Here is a 20,041-nt window from a genome sequence, read left to right on the forward strand (position 1 = left end):
GGTCACCTCTGCGCTCCGCCTAGCCCATTGCGCGATTTCGTTCCAGTCCGGCGCGCCTGACGCGCTGCACCGCCGGGCCTGTGTGCGGGGCCGTGATGCAGGGTTGCAACAGGTGGCCGCGCTTTGTGGGGTTCCGCCCCGGCGATCAGGGCGTTATCTCTGCCCGGGTCTGAGCAACGGAGCGCTTCCCATGACCCTCACGCTGGCCACCTGGAACATCAACTCGGTGCGGCTGCGGGCCGGGCTGGTCGAGCGGCTGCTGACCGAGGAAGCCCCCGACGTGCTGTGCCTGCAGGAATGCAAGAGCCCGGTGGACAAGATCCCCGCCGAACGGTTCGCGGCACTGGGCTATGGCCACATGGTGGCGCGCGGGCAGAAGGGCTACAACGGCGTGGCGATCCTGTCGCGGCACCCGCTGGAGGACGCCGGTCACCGCGATTTCGTCGGCAAGGGTGATGCCCGCCACGTGGCCGCGCGGCTGGCCGATGGCACCGTGATCCACAACTTCTATGTGCCTGCGGGCGGCGATGTGGCGAACCGCGAGGTCAACGAGAAATTCGGTCACAAGCTGGATTTCCTGACCGAGATGCGCGACTGGTTCCACGCCGAAGCGCCGGCGCGGGCGATCCTCGTGGGCGATCTGAACATCGCCCCGCGCGAAGATGACGTCTGGTCCCACAAGAAGCTGCTGAAGGTGGTCAGCCACACGCCTGTCGAGGTCGACCAACTGGCCGAAACGCAGGACGCCGGCGCCTGGGTGGACATCACCCGCAAGGACATTCCAGACGGGCAGCTTTATTCGTGGTGGTCCTATCGCGCCAAGGATTGGGACGCGGCCGACAAGGGCCGGCGGCTGGATCACATCTGGGCCACCCCCGATTTGGCCAGCGCCGCCGGAAACTCCCGCATCCTGCGCCCGGTGCGCGGCTGGGAGCAGCCCAGCGACCACGCGCCGGTGCTGGCCAGCTTCGATCTTTGACGCTGCCGGGGGCTTGGTTGTGAAGTCGTGGCTGCGCATATATGCACGGAACAAATGATGACGGGGAAGAACGATGATTGAACTTGGAGGCGCGGCTGCACCGGCCGCAGAGGATCTGATCAAGGACAGCTCGGAAGCTACCTTCATGGCCGATGTTGTCGAGGCCAGCCAGAAGGTGCCGGTGATCGTCGACTTCTGGGCGCCGTGGTGCGGACCCTGCAAGACGCTGGGGCCGGCGCTGGAGGCCGAGGTCTCCGCTGCCAAGGGCGCGGTGAAGATGGTCAAGGTCAATGTCGACGAGAACCAGATGATCGCGGGGCAGTTGCGGGTGCAGTCGATCCCCACGGTCTACGCCTTCTGGCAGGGGCAGCCGGTCGACGGGTTCCAGGGCGCGGTGCCGCCCTCCGAGATCAAGGAATTCGTCAAGCGCGTCGCCGCCCATGGCAACGGCCCGGAAGAAGACGGCGGGCTGGCCGAAGCGGTCGAGGCTGCCGAGGAAATGCTGACGCAGGGTGCGGCGGTGGATGCGGCGCAGACCTTTGCCGCCATTCTGGGCGAAGACCCGGCCAATGCTGCCGCGCTTGGCGGGCTGGCCCGCGCCCATCTGGCCATGGGCGAGCTGGACCAGGCCGAGGCGCTGCTGAACAACGCCGCCGCCGAGATCGCCAACGCGCCCGAGGTCGAAGCCGCGCGGGCGCAACTGGACCTGGCGCGTCAGGCCGAGGATGCCGGCCCCGTGGCCGAGTTGCGGGCGCAGGTCGAGGCCAACCCCGACGACCATCAGGCGCGTTTCGATCTGGCCACGGCACTGCATGCCAATGGCGAGGTCGAGGAGGCCGTGACCGAACTGCTGGACCTGTTCCGCCGTGACCGCGAATGGAACGACGGTGCGGCCCGTGCGCAGTTGTTCACCATCTTCGACGCGTTGAAGCCCAATGATCCGGTCGTGCTGAATGGCCGCCGCAAGCTGTCGTCGATGATATTTGCCTGAGGCGCGTGCCGGGCTAAGATCACAGGCATGACATCGGTTGCAGACCTTCCGGGGACGATCCCGGTCTTTCCCTTGCCGGGGGCGTTGCTGTTGCCGCGCGCCCGGTTGCCTCTGCACATTTTCGAGCCGCGTTATCTGGCGATGCTGGACGATGCGTTGAAAACCGAGCATCGGCTGATCGGCATGGTGCAGCCGCGCGAGGGGCCGGGCAGCAACAGCCGGCATCTGCAATCCATCGGCTGTGCCGGGCGCGTGACCGGGTTTTCCGAAACCGAGGACGGGCGCTACATGATCACGCTCAGCGGCACCTGCCGGTTCCGCATCACGCGCGAGGTCAGCGGCTTCACCCCGTACCTGAAGGCCGATGTGTCGTGGGACGGGTTCGACCGCGACCTCGGCCCGGAAGAGGAAGATCCGGGCTTTCACCGCCCGCCGTTCCTGACCCTGCTGGGGCGGTTCTTCGAGGCGCGCGGCCTGTCCACCGACTGGGACAGCCTGAAGGACGCCGACGATGAACTGCTGATCAACTCGCTGTCGATGCTGTGTCCATTCGAGCCCGAGGACAAGCAGGCGCTGCTGGAAGCGCCGTCGCTGACCACCCGCCGTGAAACCCTTGTGACCCTGATCGAGTTCGCCTTGCTGGGCGGCACCCATGACGAGACAATGCAATGACCCCACCCGAATTCGACCGCCGGATGCTGGAAAGCCTCGTGTGCCCGGTGACCAATGCGCAACTGCAGTATGATGCCGAGCGGCAGGAGCTGGTTTCGCGCAGCGCCAACCTGGCCTATCCGATCCGCGGCGGCATCCCGGTGATGTTGCCCGACGAGGCGCGGGTTCTGGATTAGGCGCCTGCGGCGCCGGATTTCATGCCTCCGGCGGGAGTATTTTTGCCAAGAAGAATGAGCGCCGTCTTGATAACGCTCCTGCGGGCCCGCAGGCGAGGCAGTTCTTTGGGGCGTCAGACCGGCTCGCCGCGCAGCAGGCGGGGGAGATTGCCGGTCAGCCCGGCGGCCTCGCGCATGAAGGCGCGGCGCAACGGCGGCGTGGCGCCCACCAACCCCAGCCCCAGATCGCGGCCAAGTCGCAGCAGCGGGTTGTCGTTGGAAAACAGCCGGTTGAGCGTGTCGGTCGTGAAGGCCAACGCGGCGGTGTCGAAGCGGCGCCACTGGGCGTAGCGGTCCAGCACATCGGCGCGGCCAATGTCTTCGCCACGGCGGCGGGCATCGGCCAGAACCTCGGCCAACGCCGCCACATCGCGCAGCCCGGCGTTGAAGCCCTGTCCGGCGATCGGATGCATGCCATGGGCGCTGTCGCCCACCAGAGCCAGACGGTGCGCGGTGAAATGGTCGGCCAGAACCAGGGTCAGCGGATAGGTGTAGCGGCGGCCCTCCAGCGCGATCTCGCCCAGGAAATCGCCGAATCTGGGCCGCAGCACCGACAGGTAGTCGGCATCGTTCAGCGCGTGAATGGCGGCGGCCTGTTCGGCGCTCTCGCTCCACACGATGGAAGACCGGTTCCCCTTCAGCGGCAGGATTGCCAGCGGGCCGGGTGGCATGAAGAACTGATGCGCGGTGCCGTTGTGGGGCTTTTCGTGGGAAATGGCGCAGACCAGCGCGGTCTGGCGGTAATCGGTGACCTTGCGCGCGATCCCGGCGCGGGCCGCGACCGGACCGGTGCGCCCGTCGGCGCCCACCAGCAGATGCGCCTGCAATGTCTTGCCGCTGTCCAGCGTCACCTGCGCCAGCGAGCCATCGGTGGCCTGTTCGGTGACGCGGGTGGCGGGCAGATGGGTGATGCCGGGGGTGGTTTCCAGTGCCGCCAGAAGGGCGCGGCGCAGGTGGCGGTCTTCGACCATATGGCCCATGGGGCCTTCTTCCAGCTCACCGCAGTCGAAATGCAGTCCAAAGCGGGACGGGCCTTCCCCGGCGCGGCCATCGGTGACCTTGATGTGCAGCATCGGTTGCGCGTCACCGGCCAGCGGCGCCCAGAGATCGAGCGCCTTGAGCATCCGCACCGAGGCCAGCGCCAGCGCGTAGCTGCGGCCATCGAAATCCCGCTCGGTCTGGGTGTCCTTCGGCAGCGCGTCGATCACCGCCACGGTCAGGCCGGCGCGGGCCAGCGCCAGCGCAAGGGAGGCTCCGGTCAGGCTGCCGCCCACAATCACCGCATCGTAGATCCTGTTCATGGGCGAAATATGCGCTTTGTGGCGCGATTGTCCACGCCCGACCGGCCCTGCGTCCGGGCTGCGACACTGCGTCGGCCACCTGCGGCCTTTGACTGGACCCGAAAGCTGCTTCGCGGTAGGCTGATCGCAACGGGACGCCATGATCCCGGCTGAAATTCGAGGCTCCATGCAGTATCCAGACCGGTTTTCCGATCTGCCGCCATACGCGTTTCCGCGTTTGCGCGCGCTTCTCGACGCTCACGAACCGGGCGGCGATGTCCTGCACATGACCATCGGAGAGCCGAAACATCCGTTTCCGGCCTGGGTCAGTGACGTGATCGCCGAACACGCGGGCGACTTCGGGCGCTATCCGGTCAACGAAGGCATGCCCGAGCTGCTGACGGCGATAACCGATTGGCTGCAGCGCCGCTATGGGGTGGCCCGCGATCCCGAGGCGCATGTCATGGCCCTGAACGGCACGCGCGAGGGGCTGTACAACGCCGCGATGGCACTGTGCCCCGAGACAAAGAACGGCGCCCGTCCCGTGGTGCTGCTGCCCAATCCCTTCTACCAGGTCTATGCCGTGGCGGCCCTGTCGGTGGGCGCCGAACCGGTTCTGGTGCCCGCGCTGGCCGACACCGGCTTTCTGCCCGATTATTCTGCCCTGCCGGCGGAGGTCCTGGACCGCACCGCCATCGCCTATGTCTGCTCGCCGTCGAACCCACAGGGTGCGGTGGCCGACCGGGACTATTGGCGCAGCCTGCTGGCGCTGGCCGAAAAGCACGATTTCCGGGTCTTCGCCGACGAATGCTATTCCGAGATCTATACCGGCGCGCCGCCGCCCGGCGCGATGGAGGTGGCGGAAGCCGAAGGCACCGACCCCGAGCGTCTGGTGATCTTCCATTCCCTGTCCAAGCGGTCGAACCTGCCCGGTCTGCGGTCGGGCTTCGTTGCTTCCGGGCCCAAGAACATTGCCCGTATCCGCCAGTTGCGCGCCTATTCCGGGGCACCGCTGCCGCTGCCGCTGCAGCACGTCGCCGCGCGGGTCTGGGCGGATGAGGCGCATGTGGTGGAAAACCGCGCGCTTTATGCCGAGAAGTTCGCGCTGGCCGAAGACATCTTCCGCGATACGCCCGGCGTGACCATCCCCAAGGCCGGGTTCTTCCTGTGGCTGCCGGTCGAGGATGGCGAGGCCGCCGCCCTGAAGCTGTGGCGAGACACCGGCGTGCGCGTCCTGCCCGGTGCCTATCTTGGCCGCGACACCGGCGACGGCAATCCGGGCACCCCGTTCATTCGCGTGGCGCTGGTGGCGCCGAAAGACCAGACCGAAACTGGCCTGATCCGGCTGCGCAACTGCTTGTATTCTCAGGATAACTGACCATGGCATTTCAGACCCGTTCCCGCGACCCGCTGTTCGACCAGGCCACGCAAGCCGCCCTGGAACGCCGCGCGACCGAGCTTCTGGGCCTTGTCCTGCTGGCCGGGGCGGTGGTTCTGGCGCTGGCGCTTGGGTCATATGCACCGACCGATCCCAGTTTCCTGGGCACATCGGACGCGCCGCCGCAGAACTGGCTGGGGCTGTTCGGGGCCTATCTGGCGTCGCCGCTGAACGTGGTGCTGGGCAAAGGATCCTGGTCGATCCCGCTGGTGCTGGGCTTGTGGGGCGGGCGGTTCCTGCTGCATCAGGGCGAGGATCGGGCGCTGAGCCGGACGATCTTCGTGCCGATCCTCGTCGCTGCGGCCTCGGTCTATGCGGCGACCATGCCGCCGGGGGCGGGCTGGGTGCACAGCTTCGGGTTGGGCGGTCTGTTCGGCGATACGGTGCTGGGTGTGCTGATGGGGCTGTGGCCGGCATCGCTGTCCAGCGGGCTGATGACCTTTTCGGCCGCCCTGGGGCTGCTGCTGGTGGGGCTGGGCCTGTTCGCCTGCGGTTTCACCCGGACCGAACTGAAATCGCTGGGTCGCTTCATGTGGTTCGGGCTGCTCTATTCCTTCGACCGTCTGGTCAACGGGCTGGGTCGCGGGGCCGAGCGGACGCGGGACGGGGTTGTCAGCCGCCGCGCCCGCCGTGCCGAGGCGCGCGCTGCCCGAAAAGCCGCCGTCGAGGATGACGAGGATTTCGACCTTCTGGACGAGGATGACGAGGACCAGGCCCCGTCGCCGTCGATCCTGCCCAATGTGCCGTCGCTGGGCCTGCTGGCCCGCACCATCGGGCGTGACCAGCCGCGCCTGTGCACCGAACCGGTGGACGATCTGATCGAGGATCCCGACGCCGCCGAGTTGTTCGACGACGAGGACGACGAGGACGCGCCGGTCGATCATGCCCGCGTGCAGGCCAAGATCACCGATGCCATCCGCACCCGCCTGCGCAGCGATCGCGCCCGCGTGGCCGCCGAGAGCCGGACCCGGCAGGAGCCGATCCTGACCCGGCCCGAGCCCGAGGACCAGGTCGGCTCTCTGCCAAGCGAGGCCGAAGACGAAGACTATGGCTTTGACGCCGACATCGAGGCCTTCGAGGATCTGCCGGACATCGCGCCTGCGCCGATGCCCGGTCCGGCCCCGATCCCCAGGGTCGAAGCGCCCAAGGCCGTCGTGCAACATGCCGACGTCAGGCGCCCCGCCCTGTCGACCCGTGCCAAGGCCGAGGCCGAACCGCCGCTGCAATTCGACGAGGCCCCCGCCGCCGACTATGCGCCGCCGCCGCTGTCCCTGCTGCGCGATCCCGGCACCGTGGAGCGTCACTATCTCAGCGACGAGGCGCTGGAGGAAAACGCCCGGATGCTGGAAAACGTTCTGGAGGACTATGGTGTCAAGGGTGACATCGTCAGCGTCCGCCCCGGCCCGGTTGTCACCATGTACGAGTTGGAACCAGCGCCGGGCCTGAAGGCCAGCCGCGTCATCGGCCTGTCGGATGATATCGCGCGCTCCATGTCGGCGCTGTCGGCGCGGGTGTCCACGGTGCCCGGCCGTACCGTCATCGGCATCGAACTGCCCAACGACAAGCGCGAGATGGTGCTGCTGCGCGAGATCCTCTCGGCACGCGATTTCGGCGACAGCAAGCTGCGTCTGCCGCTGGCACTCGGCAAGGATATCGGCGGCGAAAGCGTGGTGGCCAACCTCTCGAAGATGCCGCACCTGCTGATTGCGGGCACCACCGGTTCGGGCAAATCGGTGGCCATCAATACCATGATCCTGTCACTGCTTTACAAGCTGACCCCGGACGAATGCCGTTTGATCATGATCGACCCGAAGATGCTGGAACTCAGCGTCTACGACGGCATTCCGCATCTGCTCTCGCCGGTGGTCACCGACCCCAAGAAGGCCGTTGTCGCCCTGAAATGGGTGGTGGCCGAGATGGAAGATCGCTACCGCAAGATGTCCAAGATGGGCGTGCGCAACATCGAAGGCTACAACGGCAAGGTCCGCGCGACGCTGGCCAAGAACGAAATGTTCACCCGCACCGTGCAGACCGGGTTCGATGACGAAACCGGCGATCCCGTCTTCGAGACCGAGGAATTCGAACCCAAGACCCTGCCCTATATCGTCGTCATCGTCGACGAGATGGCCGACCTGATGATGGTCGCGGGCAAGGAGATCGAGGCCTGCATCCAGCGTCTGGCACAGATGGCGCGGGCCTCGGGCATCCATCTGATCATGGCCACGCAGCGGCCCTCGGTCGATGTCATCACCGGCACCATCAAGGCCAACTTCCCGACCCGCATTTCCTTCCAGGTCACCTCGAAGGTCGACAGCCGCACCATTCTGGGGGAGCAGGGGGCCGAGCAACTGCTGGGCATGGGCGACATGCTGTACATGGCGGGCGGCGCCAAGATCACCCGCGCCCATGGTCCCTTCGTGTCGGACGAAGAGGTCGAGGACGTGGTGAACCACCTCAAGACCTTCGGCCCGCCCGACTATGTGGGCGGCGTGGCGGATGGTCCGGATGACGAGCGTGCCGAGGACATCGACGCGGTGCTGGGCCTGAACACCGGCGGCAACACCGGCGGCGAGGATGCGCTTTATGACCAGGCAGTGCAGATCGTGATCCAGGATCGCAAGTGCTCCACCTCCTACATCCAGCGCAAACTGTCGATCGGCTACAACAAGGCCGCGCGCCTGGTGGAGCAGATGGAAGACAACGGCCTCGTCAGCCCGGCCAATCACGTGGGCAAGCGCGACGTGCTGGTGCCGGAGCAGAACTGACCGGACAGGCAGCGGCGCGGTGTGTGCCGCTGCCTGTCGGCGGATACCGTTTGCCCCTGAAGCACCCCTTTCGGAGCGTTTCCCAGACGACGCTCACTTTTTCTTGTCGAAAATACTCCCGCCGGAGGCAAGACTCCGTGAACACCCCCGCCCTTGCGCGCGGCGTCATCGGCACATAGCTGTTTCTCACCACAGGCCCGGAGATGCCCATGCCCCAGACCCGCCGCGGCTTTCTTGCCGCCACCACCGCCACGGCCCTGCTGGCCGCGCTGCCGGCCTGGGCCGAGAAAGCCTCGCTGACCGAGCTTTCGGCCTATCTCAACACCATCGGCACGGTGGAGACCCGGTTCACCCAGATCAACTCGGACGGCTCGCAAAGCACCGGGCGGCTGTTCATCAAGCGGCCGGGCCGGGCCCGGTTCGAATACGATCCGCCGCTGGACGATACGCTGGTGGTGGCGGGCGGCGGCTCCATCGGGATATTTGACGGGCGCGGCAGTGCCGAGGTCTACCCGCTGGCCACCACGCCGCTGAAGCTGATCCTCGATCGCAACATCGACCTGACACGCATCCACATGGTCACCGGCCATGGCGAACAGAACGGCCGCACCGTGGTCCAGGCGCAGGATCCCGAGCATCCGGAATACGGCCGCATCTACCTGTTCTTCGACCGCAACCCGATGCGCCTGTCGGAATGGCTGATCGTCTCGCAATCCGGCGAACAGACACGCCTGAAGCTGCGGCCCTTCGTAGAGCACGATCGCCTGTCGGATCGCATGTTCTCGGTGCGTCTGGAAAAGGAAAAGCGGGGCTGAGCGCCCCGCTTTGGTCAGAGTTTGCCGCAGGCCTGAAGCTGCCGCTTGTAAGTCTCGGACCGCGTCTGCAGCCCGTTGGCCACATTGATCAGCCAGCTTTTGCTGCGGTATGAGCCGCGCGCATAGCCACCGTGACCTTCGTGGTAGGCCAGATAGTTGTCACGCACGTTGGTCTTGGAAATGCCCAGCTTCTGCTCGGTCCGGGTCATGTACCAGCCCATGAAGTCGGTGGCATCCTTGATGTTCTTGCGGCTGGCGCCGGGGCGTCCGGCGGCGCGCTTGTAATCGTCCCAGGTGCCGTCCAGCGCCTGCGCATAGCCATAGGCCGACGACTGGCGCCCCATGGGAATGACCCCAAGGGCATAGCGGTGCGGCGTCCGGGCATCGCTGTCAAACTTGCTTTCCTGGTAGATCACGGCCATCTGAACGTAGACCGGCACACCCCATTTTTTTTCGGTGGCCTTGAAGGCTTTCAGATACTTGGGGCGCTGATCCACGATGCTGCAAGCATTGTTCAGGTTCTTGGGCGGGGATTTCCCCCCGCACGCCGCCAGAAAGCACAGCAGGATAAGCGCGGCAATTCGACTGCTCATGGTCGCCTCACGCGTTATGTTTTCTTACGTCTTAGCTCAAAACCTGCGCTGAGGAAATCACAATCCCACGATGCGTTCACGCGGCGGGTGCGCAGCCTTGCCTCGGTGCGGTAAACCGGGTATCAGCGCCTGTCCCGGACGAGGGGTCCCGACGGAGCGGATGGCAACATCGCGGTTCCGTGTTCACCTAATCCAGAAATCCAGACCCGCAGCCGATGGACTCACCCCCCCGGCAAAGGGTAAAAATGTCCGTGAAAGGTCGGAACCAGATGTTGAGAACGCAAGCGAAATACCGGCTCGGCCAAGTTGTCCGGCATCGCAAGCACCCGTTTCGCGGGGTCGTTTTCGATGTGGACGCGGTGTTTTCGAACACCGAGGAATGGTACGATTCGATTCCCGAAGACAACCGTCCCAACAAGGACCAGCCGTTCTATCACCTGCTGGCCGAGAACGATCACAGCTATTACGTGGCCTATGTGTCCGAGCAGAACCTGCTGCCCGACATGACCGGCGAACCGGTGGAGCATCCTGACATCCCCGACATGTTCGGAGAGTTGCAGGACGGCGTCTATCCGCTTCAGACCAACCTGAACTGATCGCCCCCACAGTCGGCTTGCGCGCGGGTCAGTACCCCAGCGCGCAGCCATCCTTGCGCGGGTCCGACGCGCCTTCCAGCACCCCGGTTTCGGGATCGATGCGAATGGCCTGTGCGCCGCCGATGGCCACCTCGGGGATCACGACATTGTGGCCGCGGGCGGCCAGATCGGCGCGCACAGCGTCGGAATAGCCGCGTTCGACCTTGAAGGTGCCCGCGTCCCAGAAGCTGCGCGGCGCGTCGATGGCGGTTTGCGGCTCCATGCCGAAATCAACCATGTTGCTGACCATCCGCACATGCCCGTTGGGCTGATAGGCCCCACCCATGACGCCGAAGGGCATCAGCACCCGGCCCTGCTGGCACAGCATCGCCGGGATGATGGTGTGCATCGGGCGCTTGCCGCCGGCGGCCTCGTTCGGGTGGCCGAGGGTCAGGGTGAACCCGGCGCCGCGATTGTGAAACAGGATGCCATGCTCGGGCGTGGCGATGCCCGCGCCGAAGTCGCTGTAGATCGAATAGATCAGCGACACCGCCATGCGATTCCCGTCCACGACGGTCAGATAGACGGTGTCGCGGTGCACCGCCTCGGCGGCCAGCGCCGGATCGGGCAGGGTGCGCTTGGGGTCGATCAGGGCCGCCAGCGCCGCTGCCGTGTCGGGCGACATCAGATGCGCCATGCGGGTCATGTGATCGGCATCGGCGACAAAGCGGTTGCGGGCGTCATAGGCCAGTTTCACCGCCTCGGCCTCAAGATGCGCACGGTCGGCGCCGAACGGGTCCAGCGCGGTCAGATCGAAATGTGACAGGATATTGGCCAGCAGCAGGGCGGTGATGCCGTGGCCGTTGGGCGGATGTTCCAACAGCTCCACGCCCTTGTAGGACCCGGCCAGCGGCGCGTGCCAGCTTGGTTCCGTGGCCGCGAAATCGTCCAGCGTGTGACAGCCGCCGGCGGCTTGCAGGGCGCGCACCATTTCTTCGGCGGTGGCGCCGGTGTAGAACCCGTCGTGGCCTTCGCGGGCGATGCGGCGCAGGATCTCGGCCTGTCCGGGGGCGCGGAACATCTGGCCCCGGCGCGGCGCGTCCCCGTTCAGCGTATAGTGTTGGCGCGCCGCCGCATCCAGATGCGGAATCCCGCGCGCCCAGTCGAAGGCCACGCGCGGGGCCACCGGGATGCCGGTCTCGGCGTAGTGAATGGCGGGGGCAAGCACCGCGTCCAGCGGGCGGGCGCCGAACCGCTCGGACAAGGCGCAAAGGGCAGCAACGGCCCCGGGGATGGTCACCGCCTGCGCCGAGCGGGGCGGCACGACAGTCGCACCGCTGTCGCGCAGCGCCTGGGCGTTCAACCCGGCAGGCGCACGGCCCGAGCCGTTGAGGGCGATCACGTCTTCCTGCCCGGCGGGCTTGACCAACGCGAACAGGTCGCCACCGATCCCGGTCATCTGCGGTTCAGCCAGCCCCAGAATGCCCGCCGCTGCGATGCTGGCGTCCACGGCATTGCCGCCTGCTTTCAGAACGTCGATGGCGACGGCCGCGGCCAGCGGGTGAGACGTGGCACAGATCCCGTTGTCGGCGAAGACCGATGACCGTCCCGGCATTTGGAAATCACGCATGAATGCTCCCTCGTTGTCGGAAGCTTAGGCCCTGTGGTGGGAGGGGCAAGGGGGGCCGGGTGGTGGCGTCGTGGCATCCACGGGAATGGTGCAGGTCAGGCGGTTCTGGCCGTCGCGGCTTTCATAGCACAGATCGCGGGTCAGCATCCGGATCAGCGACCAGCCAAAGCCGCCTTCGGGAAGATCCTCGACCGCGGCACCGGCCTGCAGCGGATTGCGGCCTTCCGGCAGCGCCCCGAGGATCGGGTGGCCACGGTCGCGAATGTCGATGCACAGGCCGCCTGTGGTCAGGGTCAGGCGCAGGTCGATGTGCCCGCCGGGCACGCCGCGATAGGCATGCTCCACCACATTGTTCAGCGCCTCGCCCAGGACCAGCAGCAAGCTGCCCATGGTGTCGGGCGCGGGCAAGGCCGTCAGAAGCTGGCATTCCAGATCGGTCAGTGCGGCGCTGACGCTTTCAAAGCTGGCCTCAAGCCGCTGTTCGACCAGTACCACGGGCATCCCCGCATCCGGTGGGTCATTCGGCGGGGCTGGCATCGCCAAGGCCCGTGGCGGTGGTGTCGTGGATGACAAAGACCGAATCCATGCGGGTCAGGCGGAACACCTTGTCCACCAGCGGCGACAGTGCCGCCAGTTCCAGCCGTTTGCCGCTGCCAAGCTGCTTCATCGCGGCGACGATGGCGCCAAGGCCGCTGCTGTCGATGAAGTTCACCTGTTCCAGATCCAGGATCACCCGCCCGTCCGCGTCCGCCGTCAGATCCCGCATCCTGTCCTTGAATTCGATGGCCACGGCCGCGTCGATCCGCGGATCGGCCGCGGTGATGACCACCACGTCCCCGTGGGTTTGCTTCGAAAGATCCATGTGCCACCTGCGATACTTGACGTTTTGACAGGCTAGGCAGCAGGTCTTACCAATCGGTTTCCGGGAGTCTTCACGGCCCCGGTCATCTGGGGAGGACAGCAAATGACCCACACATTGATCTGCGGTGCCCGGCGCACGGCGATGGGAGGCCTTCAGGGCGCCTTTGCCTCGGTCACGGCGGCAGAACTGGGCGGGGTGGCGATTCGCGCAGCACTGGACGACGCGGGCGCAAGCGCCGATTTGGTGGACGAACTGCTGATGGGCTGCGTGCTGCCCGCAGGGCAGGGCCAGGCCCCGGCGCGGCAGGCCGGGTTTCTGGGCGGTCTGGGCAAGGGCGTGCCCGCCACCACCCTGAACAAGATGTGTGGCTCGGGGATGAAAACGGTGATGATGGCGCATGACCAGATCGCCGGTGGCAGCGCCGGGATCGTTGTTGCGGGCGGCATGGAGAGCATGACGCAGGCGCCCTACCTTCTGGAAAAGATGCGTGGCGGGGCGCGGCTGGGGCACGGGCAGGTCATGGACAGCATGTTCCTTGACGGGCTGGAAGATGCCTATGACAAGGGCCGCCTGATGGGCACCTTTGCCGAGGATTGCGCAGAAGCCTTCCAGTTCACCCGCGAAAGCCAGGATGCCTATGCGTTGCGCTCGCTGGAACGCGCGGTGAAGGCCCAGTCCGATGGCACTTTCGAGGCCGAGATCGCGCCTGTAGAGGTCGCCGCGCGCAAGGGTGCCGTGGTGGTCGCGCAGGACGAACAGCCGGGCAACGCGCGGCCCGACAAGATCCCGCATCTGAAGCCTGCCTTTCGCGAGGGCGGCACGGTGACGGCGGCCAATTCCTCGTCGATCTCGGACGGGGCGGCGGCGCTGGTGCTGGCCTCGCAATCGCAGGCCGACCGGCATGCATTGAAGGTCCGGGCCGCGATCCGCGGCCATGCCAGCCACGCGCATGAGCCGGGACTGTTTCCCACCGCCCCGGTGCCTGCCGCGCGCAAGCTGCTGAAAAAGCTGGAATGGGAAGTCGATGATGTGGATCTGTGGGAGGTCAACGAGGCTTTCGCGGTTGTCCCCATGGCCTTCATGCGGGAAATGAACCTGTCGCCCGAAAAGGTCAACGTGCATGGCGGGGCCTGTGCGCTGGGGCACCCTATCGGTGCCTCGGGCGCGCGCATCCTGGTCACCCTGCTGAACGCGCTGGAACGGCGCGGGCTGCGGCGCGGGGTGGCGGCCATCTGTATCGGCGGCGGCGAAGGCACTGCCATCGCGATCGAGAGGGTCTGACCGGTGGCGCGCGTGGACTATGATACGCTGGCGAAGACCCTGGCGAGCCTGACCGGGGGCGAAACCGACGACGTGGCCCTGATGGCCACCTGCGCCTGCGAAATCCACTGGTCCGACAATCGCTTCGACTGGACCGGCTTCTATCGCGTGGTCGGCAAGAAGACCCTGAAGATCGGCCCCTATCAGGGCGGCCACGGTTGCCTTGAGATCCCGTTTTCGCGTGGGGTCTGCGGGGCTGCGGCGCGCACCGGCAAGGTGCAGATGGTGGACGATGTGGATGCCATTCCCGACCACATCGCCTGCGCGGCCTCAACCCGGTCCGAACTGGTGCTGCCGGTCTGGCGCAAGGGCAAGCTGCTGGGGGTGCTGGACATCGACAGCGATCAGCCCGCGGCCTTCACCGCCGAGGACTCCGAACGTCTGGCCGCCATCCTGACCGATGTCTTCGACCGGTGATTGACGCCAGCTACACCCCGCCCGACGGTCCCTTGCAGATCCTCCACGAAGATCACGAGGTGCTGCTCGTCGACAAGCCCTCGGGGCTGTTGTCGGTGCCGGGACGGGGCGAGCATCTGGCCGATTGCCTGCTGCGCCGGGTGCAGGCCGTGTTTCCCCAGGCGCTGCTGGTGCATCGGCTGGATCGGGACACCTCGGGGGTGATGGTCTTTGCCCTGACCCCGCACGCGCAGCGCCACCTTGGCCTGCAATTCGAGAAACGCCAGACCCGCAAGACCTATGTGGCCGAGGTCTGGGGCCGCCTGGCCGAGAAATCCGGCACGGTCGATCTGCCGCTGATCGTCGATTGGCCGAACCGGCCGCGGCAGATGGTGGATCACGACACCGGCAAACCGGCGCTGACCGAGTGGAAGGTGCTGAAGCTGCGCGAGAACGGCACGCGGGTTCGACTGATGCCAAAGACCGGGCGCAGCCACCAGTTGCGGGTACACATGCTGGCGCTTGGCCATCCGATCCTGGGTGATCCCTTCTATGCGGAAGGACCGGCGCGTGATGCGCCGCGCCTGATGCTGCATTCGGAAAGCCTGCGGTTTCGCCACCCCGACGGCGGCCGCGGCGTGGCCATTCGCGCCCCGGCACCGTTCTGAGCCAAAGCCGTCATGCGGTGGACGCAGGTCGGCAATGCGCCAACTGACCGTGTAGACCTCGGCGGCCATGACTACTTGTCGCATCAGGGTGGAGGCCCGACGACTGCCTGACAGGAGTTTCCAAATGGCAACGACAACAGCGAACGGCATCGGCCACGTGCGAGCCCGTTCAACCCCGTCCCTCTGGACGCGTCTGGTTCATGGTCTGCTGACCATTGCCGACAACAACGAATACCTGGGACAGGTGCGCCGCCTGCAAGCCATGTCCGACAACCAGTTGGCCAAGCGCGGTCTGACCCGTGACAAGATCGTGGATCACGTGTTCCGCTACGGCTACTTCAACTGACGCCTTTTCCGTCTACCGTCCGGGGGCAGAGCCGCAAACACGGCTCGGCCCCCCGCCGCGTTTCAGGGGTGTTCAGCCCGGAAACTTGATGCGGCGCAGGTACGGGAAGATCTCTTCCACATCCCCGTATTTCGCTTTTGCGTCCTCGGTCGTGACCGAGGTCGGTACGATGACGTCCTGGCCCAGTTCCCAGTTGGCAGGCGTGGCCACGCCCAGCCCGGCAGACGCCTGCAGCGCATCCAGCGCACGCAGCACCTCGGCGAAGTTGCGGCCGACGGTCATCGGATAGGTCATCGACAGCTTGAGTTGCTTGTCCGGCCCGATGATGAATACCGAGCGTACGGTCTGGCTGTCCGCCGGCGTGCGGCCATCGGGCAGATAGGCGTCGGCGGGCAGCATGTCGAAGGCTTTCGACACCGCCAGCCCTTCGTCGGCGATGATCGGGAAGCCCACATCGGTGCCGGCATAGCTGGCAATATCGCCGATCCACTTCTTGTGATCCTCGACCCCATCCACCGACACGCCGATGACCTTGGTGCCGCGCTTGGCCCATTCGTCGCCCAGTTGCGCCACGGCGCCGAACTCGGTGGTGCAGACCGGGGTGAAATCCTTGGGGTGGCTGAACAGGATGGCCCAGCTGTCGCCGATCCAATCGTGGAAATTGATTTCGCCCTGGCTGGTCTGGGCGGTGAAATCGGGCACGGTGTCGTTGATGCGTAGGGACATGGGATTCTCCGGGGCTCGGTTCATGTACGTGTAGGTGACATGTAATTGCAGATGATCTGGATTTGTACCATTGGCCGTGGCTCTGGCCAGAGACATTTTTAGCGCAAGACGGGCGAAGCCCGTATGGGAATACGTCAGTTGTCTTTCGCAGCCCTGGCGATCTTCGCCAATCGCCGTTCCCCAAGCCCACGTCGCCACCTTGATCTTTGTCGAGATCGATAGCCGTACCATCCCTTGCGCGGACCCACGCCAACCTTCTGGATGTCAGCGGCCCCGATTTCGGTGTTGATCACGCTGGTGCCGACCGGGTGGACAAGTGGCGGGTCCGCAAACAGTCCACCTCCATGAACCGCCATGTCGGACCGCAGCCAATTGTCGACAGTTCCGGTGACAAGGCGGGCCTTGTTCAAGAACCGTTCGGCCCCTTCCCGCGACCACAGCAGGGCAAGGGTGGTCAGAGGAAAATCCGCACCAAGGAACAGACTTTGGCCATGAGGCAGGGTCAGAACCTGTCGCCGGGGCTGGTTCGCCTTCAGGGCATGACCCATATTGACAAGCCGCCAACCGGGGGCTGCGCCATTGCGCAACCCATCAACCGTTGCGGCAAGATCCTCGGCAAAGCTGTCGCCAAGCTGCAAGTCGTCTTCAAGGACCAGCCCGGCAAAAGCATTGCTATCAAGAAAACGCTCGGCACAGGTGCGATGTGACAGAAAGCATCCCACTTCGCCGCCGGTCAGGGTCCGTCCGAACCACAGGCGCGCCCGCAACGGGGAATAGCGGGGCAGTTCAGAGGCGGACTTGCCCCGGCCGTCAAAGGCCGGCGTGCGGCTGAATGGCAGACCTTGAGCGGCAAGCTGGCTGCGAGCGGTCGCCAGGCGATCTACGCTGCTGTCCAAATTGATGACTTGCGTGAAAACGTGTTTCATCGTGATCCAGTTCAAGAAAACTGGACCCAGTATCCCGGCGCTGCCATTTTCGTGCAACGCGGAATTGACACAAAAAAGCCCCGCGCGCCAAGGCGTGCGGGGCTTGATGTTTGTTTGACCGACCAGGATTATTCGGCGTCTTCCTTGGTGGCTTCCTCGCCGGTTTCCTGATCGACGACCTTCATCGACAGGCGAACCTTGCCGCGATCGTCAAAGCCCAGCAGCTTGACCCAGACTTCCTGGCCTTCCTTCAGCACATCCGACGGATGGTTCAGGCGGCGGTTCTCGATCTGGCTGACGTGCACCAGGCCGTCGCGCTTGCCGAAGAAGTTCACGAAGGCGCCGAAATCAACGATCTTCACGACCTTGCCCTTGTAGACCTTGCCTTCTTCCGGCTCTGCCACGATCGAATAGATCATGTCATAGGCCTTCTGGATGCTGTCGGCATTGGCCGAGGCGATCTTGATGACACCGTCGTCGTTGATGTCGACCTTGGCGCCGGACACTTCCACGATCTCGCGGATGACCTTGCCGCCCGAGCCGATCACTTCACGGATCTTGTCGGTGGGCACGGTCATGGTCTCGATGCGCGGGGCGTGCGCCGAGAATTCCTGACGGCCCGAGCTGAGCGCCTTGTTCATCTCGCCCAGGATGTGCAGACGGCCGTCCTTGGCTTGCGACAGGGCCTGCTCCATGATCTCGGGGGTGATGCCCGCGACCTTGATGTCCATCTGCAACGAGGTGATGCCGTTCTCGGTGCCTGCGACCTTGAAGTCCATGTCGCCGAGGTGATCCTCGTCGCCCAGAATGTCGGTCAGAACCGCGAACTGGCCATCGTCTTCCAGGATCAGGCCCATGGCGACACCGGCGACCGGTGCTTTCAGGGGCACGCCCGCATCCATCATCGACAACGAGCCACCGCAGACCGACGCCATCGACGAGGAGCCGTTCGATTCGGTGATCTCGGAGACCAGGCGGATGGTGTAGGGGAAGTCGGTGGCCGCCGGCAGAACCGCCTGCAGCGCCCGCCACGCCAGCTTGCCATGGCCGATTTCACGACGGCCCGGGCCGCTGACACGGCCAACTTCACCGACCGAATACGGCGGGAAGTTGTAGTGCAGCAGGAAGTTGGATTTGAAGTTGCCGTGCAGGGCGTCGATGAACTGTTCGTCATCGCCGGTGCCCAGCGTGGTCACCACCAGACCCTGGGTTTCGCCGCGGGTAAACAGGGCCGACCCGTGGGTGCGGGGCAGGATGCCAACTTCCGACACGATCGGGCGCACCTGATCGCGGGCACGACCGTCGATCCGGGCACCGCCCGAGATGATGTCGCCGCGCAGGATGCTGCTTTCCAGCTTCTTGAAGGCCGAGCCGAGGTTGCTGTCGTCCAGCTGTTCCTGGGTCAGCTTGCCGCGAATGGTCTCGCGCGCGGCGGAAATGGCGGCGGTCCGCTCCTGCTTGTCGGTCAGGGCGAAGGCGGCACGCATCTCGGTCTCGCCCGCGGCCTTCACGGCTGCGTAGAGATCGGAGTAGTCCGGCGGCGTGTAGTCGAAGGGATCCTTGGCGGCTTCCTCGGCCAGCGCGATGATCAGGTCGACCACCGGCTTGAGCGCCTCATGGCCGAACTTCACGGCGCCCAGCATTTCGGCTTCCGACAGTTCGTAGGCTTCCGATTCCACCATCATCACGGCGTCGCGGGTGCCGGCGACAACCAGGTCGAGCCGCTGCTCGGGGGTGTTGCGCAACTGGTCCATGTCGTCGATGGTCGGGTTCAGGATGTATTCGCCGTCCTCATAGCCGACGCGCGCCGCACCCACGGGGCCCATGAAGGGCACGCCCGAGATGGTCAGCGCGGCCGAGGCGGCGATCAGCGCCACGATGTCGGGATCATTGACCAGGTCGTGGCTGAGCACCGTGCACATGACCAGGACTTCGTGCTTGAAGCCGGGCACGAACAGCGGCCGCATCGGGCGGTCGATCAGGCGGGCCGTCAGGGTTTCTTTTTCGGTCGGGCGCGCTTCACGCTTGAAAAAGCCGCCGGGGATCTTGCCCGCGGCATAGTATTTTTCCTGGTAATGCACGGTCAGCGGGAAGAAACCCTGTCCGGGCTTTTCTTCCTTGGCGAAGGTCACGTTGGCCATGACGCTGGTTTCGCCCAGGGTGGCAATCACGCTGCCATCGGCCTGGCGGGCAACCTTGCCCGTTTCGAGCGTCAGGGTTTCTTCACCCCACTGCATGGATTTGGTTTTTACGTCGAACATTGTCGTTCCTAATGCTGACCGAGGGACCCTCCCCCGGCCTGGTTGCGTACGGACTTGTGCCCGTGGCCCCGTCGTCGTTCTGGCATCCTGTCCCGTGGGGCCCGGCAGGAGAGTGCGTCTGGACACGGCGCAATGCCGTGATGAACAAAAGAAAACGCGCCGAAGGCGCGTTTCCCGAAAAGCTTAGCGGCGCAGGCCGAGGCGCTTGATCAGCTCCTGGTAGCGGGCGGCGTCTTTTTCATTCAGATAGTCCAGCAGCTTGCGGCGCTGTGCTACCAGTTTCAGAAGGCCACGACGCGAGTGGTTGTCCTTCTTGTGGGTCTTGAAGTGCTCGGTGAGCGTGGTGATCCGCGAGGTGAGGATGGCAACCTGAACTTCGGGCGAACCGGTGTCGCCTTCCTTGGTTGCGAAGTCCTTCATGACGCGGGCTTTTTCTTCAACAGTAATCGACATCGGGGTCTCCTTGAACAAGAGGGTGAAGGCACAAGCCGGGATGTCGTCCAGCAGAGCCCATGGAGAGAGCACCCACCCGAACACCGGGCGGATGCGCGCGTATAGGGGAAAAGCCGGGCGTTGAAAAGGG

The 20,041-nt window shown here is 65.3% G+C and carries 22 protein-coding genes; 13 read left to right on the top strand and 9 right to left on the bottom strand.

All coding sequences use genetic code 11. The annotated features are described in order from the left end of the window. Positions 1-190: 190 nt before the first annotated feature. The 4 genes from H8B03_RS17315 to H8B03_RS17330 all read left to right on the top strand — a co-directional run bounded on the left by H8B03_RS17315 (position 191) and on the right by H8B03_RS17330 (position 2,818). Positions 191-979: an exodeoxyribonuclease III gene (locus tag H8B03_RS17315; protein WP_193143155.1), complete on the top strand. Its 789-nt coding sequence runs from the start codon at positions 191-193 to the stop codon at positions 977-979. A gap of 73 nt (positions 980-1,052) precedes the next feature. Next, positions 1,053-1,970 carry a co-chaperone YbbN gene (locus H8B03_RS17320; RefSeq protein WP_193143156.1) on the top strand — a complete coding sequence of 306 codons (918 nt, stop codon included), beginning with the start codon at positions 1,053-1,055 and terminating at the stop codon, positions 1,968-1,970. A gap of 27 nt (positions 1,971-1,997) precedes the next feature. Beyond that, positions 1,998-2,642, top strand: a complete 645-nt coding sequence (locus H8B03_RS17325; RefSeq protein WP_193143157.1) for an LON peptidase substrate-binding domain-containing protein — start codon at positions 1,998-2,000, stop codon at positions 2,640-2,642. After that, complete coding sequence (locus H8B03_RS17330; RefSeq protein ID WP_193143158.1) at positions 2,639-2,818, top strand: Trm112 family protein; 180 nt, start codon at positions 2,639-2,641, stop codon at positions 2,816-2,818. The genes H8B03_RS17325 and H8B03_RS17330 overlap by 4 nt, the downstream gene beginning before the upstream one ends. Before the next feature lie 113 nt (positions 2,819-2,931). Here the strand turns inward: H8B03_RS17330 and H8B03_RS17335 are convergent, their stop codons facing one another. Continuing rightward, the gene (locus H8B03_RS17335) at positions 2,932-4,158 is read right to left on the bottom strand and encodes an FAD-dependent monooxygenase (RefSeq protein WP_193143159.1); all 1,227 of its coding nucleotides are present in this window, start codon (positions 4,156-4,158) and stop codon (positions 2,932-2,934) included. A gap of 166 nt (positions 4,159-4,324) precedes the next feature. Between H8B03_RS17335 and H8B03_RS17340 the strand changes: the two genes are divergently transcribed. From H8B03_RS17340 to H8B03_RS17350, 3 genes are all read left to right on the top strand, one after another. Then, entirely contained in the window at positions 4,325-5,515 is a 1,191-nt protein-coding gene (locus H8B03_RS17340; protein ID WP_193143160.1) for an aminotransferase class I/II-fold pyridoxal phosphate-dependent enzyme, read from the top strand. Positions 5,516-5,517: 2 nt separating this feature from the next. Continuing rightward, positions 5,518-8,340 (top strand): DNA translocase FtsK, encoded by a 2,823-nt coding sequence (locus H8B03_RS17345; RefSeq protein WP_193143161.1) that lies wholly within the window; start codon positions 5,518-5,520, stop codon positions 8,338-8,340. Between the two features lie 209 nt (positions 8,341-8,549). Further along, positions 8,550-9,155, top strand: a complete 606-nt coding sequence (locus H8B03_RS17350; protein WP_193143162.1) for an outer membrane lipoprotein carrier protein LolA — start codon at positions 8,550-8,552, stop codon at positions 9,153-9,155. 14 nt (positions 9,156-9,169) lie between these two features. On the opposite strand, the gene H8B03_RS17355 is transcribed toward H8B03_RS17350, so the two are convergent. Then, positions 9,170-9,748 carry a transglycosylase SLT domain-containing protein gene (locus tag H8B03_RS17355; protein ID WP_193143163.1) on the bottom strand — a complete coding sequence of 193 codons (579 nt, stop codon included), beginning with the start codon at positions 9,746-9,748 and terminating at the stop codon, positions 9,170-9,172. 269 nt (positions 9,749-10,017) lie between these two features. Here H8B03_RS17355 and hspQ point away from each other — a divergent pair, with 269 nt between their 5' ends. After that, complete coding sequence (gene hspQ, locus H8B03_RS17360; RefSeq protein WP_193143164.1) at positions 10,018-10,344, top strand: heat shock protein HspQ; 327 nt, start codon at positions 10,018-10,020, stop codon at positions 10,342-10,344. 28 nt (positions 10,345-10,372) lie between these two features. Here hspQ and H8B03_RS17365 read toward each other — a convergent pair whose 3' ends face one another. From H8B03_RS17365 to H8B03_RS17375, 3 genes are read right to left on the bottom strand one after another with little or no spacing between them, the layout of a single operon-like run. Next, a complete protein-coding gene (locus H8B03_RS17365; RefSeq protein ID WP_193143165.1) occupies positions 10,373-11,953 on the bottom strand; it encodes a gamma-glutamyltransferase family protein in 1,581 nt (526 codons plus the stop codon). Positions 11,954-11,977: 24 nt separating this feature from the next. Then, positions 11,978-12,454 (bottom strand): ATP-binding protein, encoded by a 477-nt coding sequence (locus H8B03_RS17370; RefSeq protein WP_193143166.1) that lies wholly within the window; start codon positions 12,452-12,454, stop codon positions 11,978-11,980. A gap of 16 nt (positions 12,455-12,470) precedes the next feature. Further along, positions 12,471-12,815 carry an STAS domain-containing protein gene (locus H8B03_RS17375; protein ID WP_193143167.1) on the bottom strand — a complete coding sequence of 115 codons (345 nt, stop codon included), beginning with the start codon at positions 12,813-12,815 and terminating at the stop codon, positions 12,471-12,473. A 102-nt stretch (positions 12,816-12,917) separates the two neighbouring features. Between H8B03_RS17375 and H8B03_RS17380 the strand changes: the two genes are divergently transcribed. From H8B03_RS17380 to H8B03_RS17395, 4 genes are all read left to right on the top strand, one after another. After that, the gene (locus tag H8B03_RS17380) at positions 12,918-14,096 is read left to right on the top strand and encodes a thiolase family protein (RefSeq protein WP_193143168.1); all 1,179 of its coding nucleotides are present in this window, start codon (positions 12,918-12,920) and stop codon (positions 14,094-14,096) included. 3 nt (positions 14,097-14,099) lie between these two features. After that, a complete protein-coding gene (locus tag H8B03_RS17385; protein WP_193143169.1) occupies positions 14,100-14,552 on the top strand; it encodes a GAF domain-containing protein in 453 nt (150 codons plus the stop codon). After that, complete coding sequence (locus H8B03_RS17390; RefSeq protein WP_193143223.1) at positions 14,552-15,199, top strand: RluA family pseudouridine synthase; 648 nt, start codon at positions 14,552-14,554, stop codon at positions 15,197-15,199. The genes H8B03_RS17385 and H8B03_RS17390 overlap by 1 nt, the downstream gene beginning before the upstream one ends. 124 nt (positions 15,200-15,323) lie before the next feature. Further along, positions 15,324-15,545 (top strand): DUF1127 domain-containing protein, encoded by a 222-nt coding sequence (locus H8B03_RS17395; protein ID WP_193143170.1) that lies wholly within the window; start codon positions 15,324-15,326, stop codon positions 15,543-15,545. A 72-nt stretch (positions 15,546-15,617) separates the two neighbouring features. Here the strand turns inward: H8B03_RS17395 and H8B03_RS17400 are convergent, their stop codons facing one another. Together H8B03_RS17400 and H8B03_RS19225 are read right to left on the bottom strand one after the other, a co-directional pair. Continuing rightward, the gene (locus tag H8B03_RS17400; protein WP_193143171.1) at positions 15,618-16,271 is read right to left on the bottom strand and encodes a peroxiredoxin; all 654 of its coding nucleotides are present in this window, start codon (positions 16,269-16,271) and stop codon (positions 15,618-15,620) included. Between the two features lie 134 nt (positions 16,272-16,405). Further along, positions 16,406-17,197 carry a glycosyltransferase family 25 protein gene (locus H8B03_RS19225; RefSeq protein ID WP_193143172.1) on the bottom strand — a complete coding sequence of 264 codons (792 nt, stop codon included), beginning with the start codon at positions 17,195-17,197 and terminating at the stop codon, positions 16,406-16,408. On the opposite strand from H8B03_RS19225, the gene H8B03_RS17410 reads away from it, so the two are divergent. Next, entirely contained in the window at positions 17,114-17,368 is a 255-nt protein-coding gene (locus H8B03_RS17410) for a hypothetical protein (RefSeq protein WP_193143227.1), read from the top strand. The genes H8B03_RS19225 and H8B03_RS17410 overlap by 84 nt on opposite strands. On the opposite strand, the gene pnp is transcribed toward H8B03_RS17410, so the two are convergent. Together pnp and rpsO are read right to left on the bottom strand one after the other, a co-directional pair. Continuing rightward, positions 17,326-19,458 carry a polyribonucleotide nucleotidyltransferase gene (pnp, locus tag H8B03_RS17415; RefSeq protein ID WP_193143173.1) on the bottom strand — a complete coding sequence of 711 codons (2,133 nt, stop codon included), beginning with the start codon at positions 19,456-19,458 and terminating at the stop codon, positions 17,326-17,328. The two genes, H8B03_RS17410 and pnp, sit on opposite strands and share 43 nt — an antisense overlap. 183 nt (positions 19,459-19,641) lie before the next feature. After that, positions 19,642-19,911 carry a 30S ribosomal protein S15 gene (gene rpsO / locus H8B03_RS17420; protein WP_193143174.1) on the bottom strand — a complete coding sequence of 90 codons (270 nt, stop codon included), beginning with the start codon at positions 19,909-19,911 and terminating at the stop codon, positions 19,642-19,644. Between the last annotated feature and the right edge of the window lie 130 nt (positions 19,912-20,041).

The organism is Meridianimarinicoccus sp. MJW13, assembly GCF_014901205.1.
GTDB lineage: Bacteria > Pseudomonadota > Alphaproteobacteria > Rhodobacterales > Rhodobacteraceae > Meridianimarinicoccus.